Origin of the sequence: Fusibacter paucivorans, from assembly GCF_018390735.1 — a bacterium.
Taxonomy (GTDB): domain Bacteria; phylum Bacillota; class Clostridia; order Peptostreptococcales; family Acidaminobacteraceae; genus Fusibacter; species Fusibacter paucivorans.
Map to the genome: position 1 here is coordinate 113,613 of NZ_JAHBCL010000008.1, position 12,534 is coordinate 126,146.

Here is a 12,534-nt window from a genome sequence, read left to right on the forward strand (position 1 = left end):
GCAAAAGGAAGTTGGACACTTCCTTTTGCCATATTCATAAGAAGATGCTGTTTAGATAGTTGCATTGTCATGTCAATTCATAAAAGCGTCTTTCTCTGTGAGGGCGTTTATTTGACGTGTGTCAGTGTCGCCATTTTTGTAAAGAGATCCGTATTGTCATAAGCGCCTGAAAATAATGAAGCACCAACGCCTTCGGCATAAACAGCTGTTGGCAGGCCAGTATGAGAATATGAAGTCCAGCCTATTCCCGACTTATTGTTAAGCAAGTGTGTAATCGTGACAGAAAGGGGTTCATAGCCACCGTAGAGCAAGTAATCTTCTTCTGAAAGATTACGCGCATCTGGATCAATCATACTGAGTGTATACGCTTTTTCTAACTTGCTGAGTTCTAAATCACTGAGAACCATGTTTGGATACGCTGTTGCAGAAGCATTTACCTCTGTAACCAGACCAAAATTATCTTGGATGTCGAGGAGGACGGTATCAAAGCTTGCACTTTGCGCACGGAATGTATCTACTTTTTCATTATATGCTTCAAATGACATTGTTTGTGCATCAAGTTGGTTGAGATAGGTGCTGTATTTGGTACCTGCATAGCCAATGGTCAGACCGCCGGTTTCATGGTCGCCGGTTACGATGATGAGTGTTTCATCTGGGTATTTGTTATAGAATTTGATTGCTTCTTGAACAGCTTCATCAAAGGCGATGGTATCATCAATGGATGCTTTTGCGTCATTGGCATGACAAGCCCAGTCAATTTTACCGCCTTCAACCATCATAAAGAACCCTCTGTCATTATTCAGAACATCGATTCCCTTACGCGTAAAGTCTGCCAGTGAAAGGTCGCCGCTTTTACGATCAAGTTCATATGGCAATGCACCGCCAACTAATGTTGGATTGATTGCAATGACTTTATCATTGGTTTTGCTGAGGTTCAAAATGCTTTTGGTATCATTGTATACTTTGTAGCCGCTGTCTTTTGCGACTTCTAGTACTTCTTTTTGATCGCCATTTTTACCGGTGCTGACCAACAGACCGCCACCGCCAAAGTAATCAAAGCCGCTATCAATCATTTCAAGGCCAATTTCATAATAATTGCTTCTCGTCGGTTGGTGTGCATAAAATGCAGCTGGCGTTGCATGGTTTAATGGTACAGATGAGATAATACCGATTTTGTAGCCAAACTGTTTTTTCAATTTTTCTGCGATCGTTTCATAAGCAATCGTTTTTTGCTCATCCATGTTGATAACGCCGCTGAGTGTTTTAAAGCCAGTTGAAATAGAGGTTGCCGTCGAAGCGGAATCTGGACAGAATGAAGTTGAATCAAATGTCGTTGCATTGCCGGCGACTGAGAAATTCATAAATGCCAATGGATCATTTTCCACTTTTTTGCCTTCATAAGCGACGGCACCAAGATAATCACTTGCCGCTGTCAGCTGAGGGAAAGTCATACCGTCTCCGATAAACAAGAAGACGTATTTCGGCGCATCGCCTTGCCAAGTGCTGCTTTCCGTAGAGGCAACGCTAGGTGACGAAATCTGTGAGGCAAAGACTAAGCCTGAAACGACGAGTGTCAGTGCCATAAATGCTGTTAACAAGCGTTTTAATTTTGTTTTCATGAGTTCCTCCAAATTTATTATGATATAGCAGTTGTACTCATGATAATCATTTTACGTTAAATGGAAATGTGAAGGTTGTAAAAAAAATGTTATGAGAATGTCAAATGTGGCAAAGTTGAAACAGACAAGAAAATTTTGATATGCTTGACATTGTTTGCCGTTGAGGTAATGAAATTGTTAATATTGCGACAAGTGGGTATAAATAGAAAGATACAAAAACACGTCGTGGGCGTTTAAAGGAGGACGTTATGAAGGTAGGAATCATATTATACTCACAAACAGGCAATACCAGATCCGTTGCAAATCGTCTCGAAACGGCTCTCGCCAACGCAGGACATGATGTTATGTTGATGGAGGTTATGGTTAGCGGCAATGCGCCTCATCTCGAAATTGTTGAGAAGCCTGACCCGTCGCCATTTGATCTTGTCATTTTTGGTGGACCGGTCCAGGGGTTCAACATTAGTCTCCCAATGAAGCAGTACTTGACAACAATGCCCAATATAACGGGTAAGCGCTTTATTTGTTTTGCAACGCAGCAGCTTCCATTTAAGTGGATGGGCGGGGAGCGGTCGATCCGAAGTATGCGTGAGATTGTCGAAGAGAAGGGTGGTCATTTTGTTGGACACGGTGTTATCAACTGGTCTCGAACAGATCGTGAAGCCAGAATAGAGCGCATGCTGGCGCATATGATGCGGATGCTGGAAATTGATTTAATGGATTAAATGCGGTGTAATGGAATGATTACATTATGCTTATGATTAAAAGACGCTGCCGAAATATCGGCAACGTCTTTTTGATTGGAATACTCTGTTGATTGAATGTGAATACTGCTTCTAGGGAAAGCATTTCATAGCCTCTAATCTGCTTACATATTTCAGATTTTACACTGAAGATCGTCTATGGATACATTTGATTTGTGATTTAGAGATAAGTGGCCGTCATCATTTTTTTACGCGTATAGAATTCAACACCGTCTTTACCATTGGCGTGAAGATCACCATAAAATGAACTTTTGTAGCCGGAGAATGGGAAGAATGCCATTGGTGCCGGTACGCCCAGGTTAATGCCCAGCATGCCTGCATCAATAGTGTCGCGGAATTCTCTCACCGCATTAGCGCTGTTTGTGAAAAGACAGGCGCCATTGGCAAACGCAGACTGATTAGTAATGGCAATCGCCTCGGTTAATGTCTCTGCTCTGACAATGGATAAGACTGGTGCAAAAATCTCATCTGTCCATATTTTCATTCCCGGCTTGACATCATCAAAAATTGTTGCCCCTAGGAAGTATCCGACACCTTTGCATGCATCGTCCAAACGACCATCTCTAACCAGTGTTGCGCCCTCTTGAATGCCTGTTTCGATATAGTTAAGGGTTTTGGCTTTATGCGCTTCCCGAATGACTGGTCCCAAGAAAACACCATCATCAAGACCGTTGCCGATCACGATGGCATCAGCCGCTGTTTTGAGTGCTGCGACGAGTTCATCGGCAACGGTACCAACTGCGACGACAACGGAGCAGGCCATGCAGCGTTCACCGGCAGAACCAAATGCAGCACCAATAATATTTTTGACTGCATTTTGCAGGTTAGCATCTGGGAGCACAATGGTGTGATTTTTTGCACCCGCAAGCGCCTGAACGCGTTTGCCGTTTGCGGCAGCGGTTTTATAGATGTATTCTGCAACAGGCTGAGAGCCGACGAAAGAGACGGCTTTAACATCCGGATGTTCTAAAATGCCGTTGACGACATCGTGAGCACCGTGAACAATATTGAAAACACCATCTGGGAATCCAGCTTCCTTTGTGAGTTCGGCGAGTCTGTTGGCAAGCAGCGGTGTCCGTTCGGAAGGTTTTAAAATAAATGTGTTGCCACAGGCGACGGCGAGCGGAAACATCCAGCACGGAACCATCATTGGGAAGTTAAAAGGCGTAATGCCGCCAATGACGCCGATTGGATAGCGCCACATACCAGATTCGACATTAGTGGCAATATCGGGAAGCTGGGAGCCCATCATCAGCGTGGGCGCACCGCAGGCAAATTCGACGCATTCGATGCCGCGTTGAACTTCACCCATGGCTTCTCCGACGCTTTTGCCGTTTTCTTTTGTAATTAAGATTGCGAGTTCTTCCCAGTGTTCGACGAGCAGTTGCTGGTATTTAAAGAGGATACGCGCTCGGCGCGGCACTGCTGTCTTTGACCATGCTGGAAAGGCATTTTTTGCTGCTGTGACTGCTTTTTCAAAATCAGTTCTATTTGAAATGGGGACGTGAATAAGGACTTCACCAGTTGCAGGATTTGGGACCACTTCTGTTTTGTCGGATTCAGCAGCGATCCATTCGCCGTTAATATAATTTTTGGATATGTTCATTTTTATCACCTCATCAGTAGATTGGATTATCGTTTGGAATGTCGCTATTTGGCAGCATAATCGTAGTGGTAACATGTTCTATAGAGCTCAATGATTTCCGCATGCGTTGGAACGACAGGATTATAATTAGGGCTGCCGCTTGCCAACGCATCAGTTGCCATTTTATCAAGTACTTCATTAAATTTTGCTTCATCAATGCCCCAGCCTTTTAAATTTGGAATATTGAGATCGTGACAAAGTCCCTTGATAACGGCAATGGCATGATCGGCCCAATCGCTGTCACTGTTGCAGGCAGCATCAGGATCAATTAATCTGCCAATAACGGCTAATTGCGGCGTTGCGGCCTCTTTGCTGAACGACAGACAGGCGGGCAGCAGCATGGCATTTGATATGCCGTGCGGGACGTGAAACAATGCGCCAATGGGTCTGGACATCCCATGAATTAACGTTACTGAAGCGTTGGAAAAGGCTACACCCGCCTGCATTGCTGCGAGAGACATTTTTTCGCGGGCATCAACATCGTCGCCATGCTCATAGACGCGTTTAATGTTTTTAGTAATGAGCTCAATCGCTGAAAGTGCGAAAGAATCGGTCATAGGGTGGGCACTTTTTGAAAAATAAGCTTCAATGGCGTGGCACAGTGCATCAAGGCCGGTTGCCGAGGTAACATTTTTAGGTGTTGTCAATGTAAGGAACGGGTCAACAATTGACATTCGCGGTAAAAAAGCACTTTGCTTAATCATCATTTTGACATCTTTTTCAAGGTTTGTGATGACAGCGACATTGGTTACCTCTGAACCGGTGCCGGCAGTGGTTGGTATGGCAATCACGGGCAGCGGTACGGTTTCTGCAATGCGTTTGCCGCCCATGAACTCGCCAATATACCCCTTGTTGGTGGCGACGACGGAAACGGCTTTTGCGGTGTCGATACAGCTGCCGCCGCCAATGGCGACAATGATATCGCAAGATTCAGCTTCACAAATGCGAAGGGCATCCTGTACAAAGGCATCAGAAGGCTCGCTGTTGGCATCTAAATAGTAGGCACATGAAATGCCTTTCGCGTTCAGCAAGACGGTACATTTTTCCACATAGCCTACTTTTTCCATAATTCGATCACTGACAATCAGCGCTTTTTGCCCCAATGAAGCAGCCAATTCACCCAGTTGACTCAGAGAATCACGGCCATAAAGCAGTTTTTGCGGCATTTCAAAGTTTGAAAAAGATTGCATCTTCATTCCCCCTTAGATTATTTACATCAAATGTGTAACCGTTGTAGGATTGCAGCACTAGAGACAGTAAACACAGTATAAATCTCTTTGCGTAAACCGTTCAACGGTCATTGAGCACGTCGACGAAACGACGTATTGAATGTTCTCAGGTGCGCCACCTGCTTTATAACATTGCAAAGATGATGCCAAATAGAAAGTTTATACGAAAAAAAGCAGTTAATAGCTATCACGTCGTTGGAAAGACTGGTTCGACGTGCAGCGCAAAGATATAGGAGAAGAAGTGTTGTAATGCAATGCATAAGGGCATTGCTTCGAAATGTTCAAAAAATCATACATATCTTAACGGATACTGTTTTTATTTTCGAACAGTTTCAAAAATGTAACAGTGAACACATCGTTTTTTGGTTTTTACTGGAAAAAAAGAAGGTGCTTTGAAAACGCACCTTCTTTACTGTAGATTATGTTTTTTCATTTTCATATAAAGGGTTGAACGCTGAATGTTCAATAATCTGGCAGCTGCGGCTTTATTACCGCTCGTCTGCTTCAAAGTTTCTAAGATCAACAGTTTTTCCTGCTGATCCATTACGGCTTTAATATTGCTTTCGACTTCATCGACACTGAGCTGATGTGCAGCTGCGACTTTGTGTCTTATGTTTTTGGGGAGATCTTCAGGTGATATCTCTGCCTGTTCTGTTAGACAGACCAGCATTTCACATAGGTTGATGATCTCACGAACATTGCCGTGCCAATTGTAGGCCTGAAGGATGAGCATGGCGGCTTTCGAGACTTTTTTTTCAGCGATTCCAAAGGCAGAACTGTATTGATGAATAAAATGATTAATCAATTTTGGAATATCTTCAGTTCGTTCTCTGAGTGGTGGCAAATGCAGGCGAATAATATTGATTCGATAATACAGGTCTTCCCGAAATTGACCGGATTCTACCATAGATTCCATGTCGCGGTTTGTTGCGGCGATAATTCGGACGTTAATTTTTTTCCGATTGGTGCCGCCGACGCGTTCGACAACGCGTTCTTGGAGGACGCGAAGAATTTTTGCCTGCATGAGGAGCGGCATGTCGCCGATTTCGTCTAAAAAGATCGTACCGTTGTCAGCCTGTTCAAAACGGCCGGGTTTACCACCGCGTCGTGCATCGGTGAAAGCGCCCTCTTCATAACCAAAGAGTTCTGTTTCAAGCAGGTTTTCAGGAATGGCGGCACAGTTGACACTGATGAGCGGGCCATCTGAAAAAGCGCTCATGTCGTGGATTGCTTGAGCAAAAACTTCTTTTCCCGTACCGCTTTCACCGGTGATCAAAACAGTGGCGGGTGTTACTGCCGCTTTTTTTGCAAGGCGCTTTGCGCTGAGCATTGCCGCACTGGTGCCGATAATTTTGTTGAGATGATAGAGATCGCGCTCTGAAAAGACAAATTCATTTTCGCTCGGTTTTTGTCTGGCATCATGGACGCGTCCCAAAATATGATAAAGCTGTGTAACATCCTGAAAAATGAGCATACCAATTGCGCCGACAACTTTCTTGCCATTAAAAATTGGGATACGATGGACGATCATATCGTGTCCTTGAATGCGCTGAATAAAACCTCGTTCTTCAGTGCCGTTTTTGACAACAATGTGAAGTCTTGTGTTTTCGATAACCTCTCGAACATCTTTGCCGATAATGGCATCCCGGCTCTTGCCGACAAATCGACAGTAAGCTTCGTTGAATTCGATGATTTTACAAGTTTGATCAATGACGACAACGCCTTCGTAGGCCGAATTGAGGACGAGTTTTAAGATTTCCACATGATCAATTGTATCGCGAAAGTACTGTAGGTAGAAGGCGTTAGCTTTTAGAATATCAGTACGAGTGATAATGCCGAGCAGTTTTTTATCAGAATCGACGACGGGCAGACAGCCGTCGCGCATTTGAATGGCTTTGTCAATTTTGTCTTTCGGCGATATCGTCGCAAATTCAGTTTCCATAACATATGACACAGGTGTTTCAAGGTTGCAGCTTTTAAAAAAAGCTTGGATCAGTGTTGATTTGGTAATTAATCCGAGCAGCGTACGTTGGTCAGAGACAACGGGAACGCTGTAAATATGATGTGCATTGAGTAAATCTGTCGCTTCTTTAAGTGTCTGATACGGATGGACAACATAGGGCTCGGGTGTCATCCATTTTTCTACGGGGGTATCGATATGCAAATGATCGAAGGGCAAGTGATCAAATGCCTCGTAGTTCAGCATGGCGGCCTCCTTCTAACACACGTCAAATGTTTGAATTTTTATTACAAACATTATAGCATTACTATATGTGATAAATCAAAAAATAATTTTTCAATCATTTGCATTACAACCCCTCTGGTTGTTGAAATAAGGAAAACTCACGCTGTTCCATTTATCTTTTCAATGACATTTTAAACGTTGCAATTTATACTAAGTATCAAAAAGAGTTATATATAATAAAATAATACTAATGTGTATACCAAACGCACAGCGATTACATACCGAATTCGTGCGGATGAATTACTGGTAATATCTTCATGGCTGTTAGTCATGATATAATGAGATATAGTTTTTAAAACAATCGGGAGATGTTGAAAATGACCTTATTAAATTTTGAAATATTTAACATGGTAGTTCGCTGTCAAAGTTTTCAGAAAGCGGCAGAGCATTTAAATTTAACGCCTTCAGCCGTTAGTCATGCCATTACAAAGTTCGAAACAGAAATTGGTCTCAAACTTTTTGTACGGCATCGCAGCGGTGTTGAACTGACAGATGCCGGTTATATTTTATTGCCGTATATTCGTACGGTTATTAACGACGTGGCTCAGCTTGAACAAGTCGTGTCGCGAATTAAGGGGCTTGAGACGGGCTGTGTAAAAGTGGGCATGTTTAACAGCGTATGCGTGAACTGGATTCCAAATATCATTAAAGGGTATGCTAATGCACACCCCAATATTGATATTCAGATTTTTCAAGGTGGTTATGAGGATGTAGCAGCATGGATTGAAAATGCAACGATTGACATGGGGTTTGTTTCGTTATCAAGTGATTATCCGTTTGAAATTCAGCCGCTCTACAGAGATCCGCTTGTATGCATTGTGCCAAAGGGCTTTCAGTGCAAGTCGCCGGGCATTGTGACAATAGAAGATTTAAAAGAACAGTATCTCGTCCATCAGAGCGAGGGCAATGATGCGGAGACGAGCAATTATTTGAAATGCCATGATGTATCGGTGTCGGCACCGTTCCAAATTGAAGATGATCAATCACTGCTTGCGATTGTAGAAAGCGGTCTTGGGATTTGTCTTGTTCCCGAACTCGTCATTAAAAACGGCAATCACAATGTGGATGCTTATCCTATTTCACCAGAAGCCTATCGCGTTATTGGTCTTGCAGCGAGAGATGAAAAGAGTCTTTCACCTGTTGCAAGAAGCTTTTATGACTTTGTTTTACAATATATGAAGGCAGAAGGCATCTATAATGTATGATGAAAAAAATTCATCTTAAAGTTGATTAAAATTAATTTTACTTAATATAAAAAATGTAATACACTAATCTCATAATAGAGATAAAGACAGTACTATCAAGAAATTTACGTGGAGGTACACATGGCAAAGTATCAATTTGCAAAGCGCGTTGAAGGCATTCAGCCATCGGCGATTAAGGAACTTCTGGCGCTTGGCGCCGACCCTGAAGTGATCTCCTTTGGCGGCGGTTATCCTGACCCGGATTTATTTCCGCTGGATAAGCTAAGCGGTGTTTATCAGGAAGTGATTTTAGAAGAAGGAAAACAAGCGCTTCAATACTCGACAACAGAGGGGTTGCCGGCATTGCGCGAAAAAATAATTAAGCGGATGGCCCATATCGGTATTGAGTGCACAATGGATGAAGTGATGATGATTTCAGGTGGACAGCAAGGGTTGGACTTGGTGTCAAAGCTCTTTATCAACGAAGGGGATGCCATTATATGTGAGAGTCCAACCTTTTTAGGAGCTTTGCTGTCTTTTAAGCCATATGGTCCGAAATTTGTTTCTGTTCCGCTTGAAGCCGATGGTATATCTATTGACCATTTGGAAGCCGCATTGAAAGAAAATCCCAATACAAAGTTTATTTATACAATACCGGAATTTCAAAATCCAACTGGCGTCACGATGTCGCTTGAAAAGCGCAAAGCACTGCTGTCGCTGGCAAGTCAGCACAATGTGCTGATTTTAGAGGATAGTCCTTATCGTGAACTGCGTTATGAAGGTGATGTTTTGCCTTCTATTAAAAGTCTTGATACAGAAGGGCGCGTTATTCACTTAGGCAGTTTTTCAAAAATACTATGTCCCGGTTTGCGACTGGGCTGGGTGGTTGCACCTGCGGAGGTCATTGGCAAAATCAGCATGTTAAAACTGGCTTCTGATACGCAGAACTCCACGCTGAACATGCATGCCGTCAATCGATTTATGGACAAATACGATATTGATTCACATATTGAAGTACTAAAGCAAACGTACAAACGTAAAAAGGATTTGATGGTTGAAAACATGCGGACAAGTTTTCCGGATGCCGTTCAGTACACGAATCCTGAAGGGGGTCTATTCTCGTGGATTACATTTCCAGAGCGCGTAGACACCGTTAAACTGATGCGTGAAACCCTGGCAGAGGCCAAAGTTGCCTATGTTCCGGGGCTGTCATTTTTCCCCACTAAAGTTGAGAATAATCACTGCCGTATCAACTATTCCTATATGCCGGATGAAAAAATTGAATTTGGCATTCAGGCGATTGGCCGTATTGTTCAAAATTACTTTAAGTAACCGTTATGTGAAGGTTGCAGCTCACATAACGTCTCTGGCGCCTTTGAGGCGCTTTTTTTAATGCAATTGTTGAAGAAGCATACTTTTCAATTGTATGCAAATGCGTTATAATGCTACTGAAACGCTGTAAACGAGATTAATGTGTTGCCATAACGATGCCGTTAAGGCGATTGAGTGACATGAAAATCGGCGGGTTCGTTGTTATTTTCCCTATAGAAGAAATAGAGGTGAGGTATGTACCAAATTGTTCATATGTGTATCCGCGTAATGGATTTAGAAAAATCGTTGGCTTTTTACCGCGACGCGTTTGGCTTTGAAGAGACGCGCCGAAAAGAATTTCCAGAAGATGCATTTTCTCTGGTCTTTATATCGGATGCCGACCGCAATTTTGAAATTGAATTAACCTATAATTATAATCCTGAAAAGCCTTATGAACTCGGCAATGGCTACTCTCATTTGGGGATCGTTGTTGAAGATCTCGAAGCAAGTCATGCACGCCATCAGGCGATGGGTTATGAAGTGACGAAATTAATGGGGCTGCCTAATCAGGCACCAAGATTTTATTTTATTGATGACCCTGACGGCTATAGCATTGAGGTTATCAGAAAATAGCGACGATGAACCGCGCTGTTGTAAAAATATAAACTATTCAAGTACAAATACTGAGTAAAGAAAATTAAATCGATTGTAAAATCAATAAAAATGCTTTGACACAAGGACTGTCTCTTCAGAGGGACAGTCTTTTTTAATAGGGAGTGCTGTACTTTTAAATGCTGATTGACGATGCGTTAAAAAGTGTATAAAATAAAACTACCAATGGTAGTTTTTGAAGGAGAAAGTTGATTATGAGACATCAGTATTTAACAGAATCACGTATTTTATCTGTAACACTGGCGATGATCGAATCAAATAATGGTACACAGCATTTGAATCTCAGAGCGATTGCGCGGGCGCTAACATGTGCGCATCAAAGTATTTACCGCTATTATGCAAATTATGATTTGCTGTTGGAAGCAGTGGCGGCCTATGGTGTTGGAAAGATGCGAACAGAATTGGCAGAACGGATACAGCCGGCGATTAATCTCTGGGATGCGATGCAGATTATCTTCGTGTATTTTATGGCACATGAGGGACTATTTCGTTTTTTATGGCTTGAAAAACATGCTTTTACTGAAAAACGCGTTTTAGGTATAGAAGGGAATCCTTCGGAATGGCTGAGGTCGTTATTAAAGACCGTAAAGACACCTGCAAATGAAGCAGTGCTTATAAAACAGCTAGATATTGCACATACTTATATGATAGGACGCCTTGCAAAATATTTCAATCATACGGATCGGCAGCAGTCGTCAGCGGAATTACTGAAAGAAGCGGGAGAAGCTCTAAGGATGATCGTTATTATTGAAATGGGAGAGGAGGATATATGATAAAAGACAGGCAATATAATATTGGATTGGTTAGCATCATGGCATTGCTCACATGTCTGACAATTGGAGCGGCATTTATAGGAGAAAGCACACAAGATTTGCAGACATTTGTTTCGCTGCGAGGTGAAACCGTTTTGCTATACGGTAAAGGCATTTACGCTAAAGAAGCAGTTGATTATGCACTGCAGGCGATTGCGCAGGATATTGTAACACTATTGGTGGGAATTCCCATGTTGGTTTATGGTGCTGTTTCTAAATCGCTTAGAGGGCGTGCTGTATTAGTAGGAGGACTAGCTTATTTTTTATATACGTATGTTTCTTACTGCTTTTTACTTCAATACAATCAGCTTTTTCTCGTTTATGTTTCACTCATGTCTTTGAGTTTTTTTGGACTTTGGCACAATCTGCCCTATCTTAAAGGAGAGCTGGTAAAGACCATGCTGGAACCTGTACTTAACAGAAAGTCCTATATCATATTTCAATGGCTGCTGGCACTGATGCTGTCTGCAATGTGGCTTGCACGCATTATCCCCACTTTTTGGGGAGATTTCAGCAAAATTCAGTTAGCACATTATAACACAGCTGTCATTCAGGTTCTTGATCTTGGCATTATTGTACCGCTTGCTTGTATTTCTGGGTACTATTTATGGCGAAAAACACCGACGGGTTACTTGTTAACGCTCATACTGATGATTAAGGGGGCGGCACTTGGCACGGCGCTCTTAGCGATGATTGTAATGCTTATTTTAAAGGGGAGTGCTGTCAGTATTGTGGAATGTATTGTTTTTACCGTTATGATTGGCAGTATTGATCTGTTGGCCATCCGGCTATTTATGAAATTGCCTGCATGAGCAGCGTCATGGCGTGAAAGACGCCGTTTTGATCGAAAACATTGATTATTCAGTGTTTATAGAAAGAATTTATCATTTGCTGAATAGGATTATTTGCATCTGTAAGATGACTGCGGTATAATGCATATAATTTTACCTGAAGTGATCTTTGTTTGGAAAAACGATCGTTTGATGATGGATGATGGCAGTCAAAGAATGGCGAATTGACACGTGATAACGATAAGCTGACATATGAAGACGACGA

At 42.5% G+C, this 12,534-nt stretch carries 10 protein-coding genes; 6 read left to right on the top strand and 4 right to left on the bottom strand.

Annotated elements, in window-relative coordinates:
- Positions 1-107 precede the first annotated feature (107 nt).
- Positions 108-1,619, bottom strand: a complete 1,512-nt coding sequence (locus KHM83_RS06110) for an alkaline phosphatase (protein WP_213236024.1) — start codon at positions 1,617-1,619, stop codon at positions 108-110.
- 248 nt (positions 1,620-1,867) lie between these two features.
- Between KHM83_RS06110 and KHM83_RS06115 the strand changes: the two genes are divergently transcribed.
- The gene (locus KHM83_RS06115) at positions 1,868-2,341 is read left to right on the top strand and encodes a flavodoxin family protein (RefSeq protein WP_213236025.1); all 474 of its coding nucleotides are present in this window, start codon (positions 1,868-1,870) and stop codon (positions 2,339-2,341) included.
- 199 nt (positions 2,342-2,540) lie between these two features.
- Here the strand turns inward: KHM83_RS06115 and KHM83_RS06120 are convergent, their stop codons facing one another.
- The 3 genes from KHM83_RS06120 to KHM83_RS06130 all read right to left on the bottom strand — a co-directional run bounded on the left by KHM83_RS06120 (position 2,541) and on the right by KHM83_RS06130 (position 7,460).
- Positions 2,541-3,986, bottom strand: coding sequence for a CoA-acylating methylmalonate-semialdehyde dehydrogenase (locus KHM83_RS06120; RefSeq protein WP_213236026.1), 1,446 nt, complete (start codon positions 3,984-3,986; stop codon positions 2,541-2,543).
- Positions 3,987-4,030: 44 nt separating this feature from the next.
- Entirely contained in the window at positions 4,031-5,215 is a 1,185-nt protein-coding gene (locus KHM83_RS06125) for an iron-containing alcohol dehydrogenase (protein ID WP_213236027.1), read from the bottom strand.
- Between the two features lie 448 nt (positions 5,216-5,663).
- Entirely contained in the window at positions 5,664-7,460 is a 1,797-nt protein-coding gene (locus KHM83_RS06130) for a sigma 54-interacting transcriptional regulator (protein WP_213236028.1), read from the bottom strand.
- A 356-nt stretch (positions 7,461-7,816) separates the two neighbouring features.
- On the opposite strand from KHM83_RS06130, the gene KHM83_RS06135 reads away from it, so the two are divergent.
- From KHM83_RS06135 to KHM83_RS06155, 5 genes are all read left to right on the top strand, one after another.
- Positions 7,817-8,704, top strand: a complete 888-nt coding sequence (locus KHM83_RS06135) for a LysR family transcriptional regulator (RefSeq protein ID WP_213236029.1) — start codon at positions 7,817-7,819, stop codon at positions 8,702-8,704.
- Between the two features lie 120 nt (positions 8,705-8,824).
- Entirely contained in the window at positions 8,825-10,015 is a 1,191-nt protein-coding gene (locus KHM83_RS06140) for an aminotransferase-like domain-containing protein (RefSeq protein WP_213236030.1), read from the top strand.
- 234 nt (positions 10,016-10,249) lie between these two features.
- A complete protein-coding gene (gene gloA, locus KHM83_RS06145) occupies positions 10,250-10,627 on the top strand; it encodes a lactoylglutathione lyase (protein WP_213236031.1) in 378 nt (125 codons plus the stop codon).
- 233 nt (positions 10,628-10,860) lie between these two features.
- The gene (locus KHM83_RS06150; protein ID WP_213236032.1) at positions 10,861-11,439 is read left to right on the top strand and encodes a TetR/AcrR family transcriptional regulator; all 579 of its coding nucleotides are present in this window, start codon (positions 10,861-10,863) and stop codon (positions 11,437-11,439) included.
- A complete protein-coding gene (locus tag KHM83_RS06155) occupies positions 11,436-12,290 on the top strand; it encodes a hypothetical protein (RefSeq protein WP_213236033.1) in 855 nt (284 codons plus the stop codon). The genes KHM83_RS06150 and KHM83_RS06155 overlap by 4 nt, the downstream gene beginning before the upstream one ends.
- Positions 12,291-12,534 lie beyond the last annotated feature (244 nt).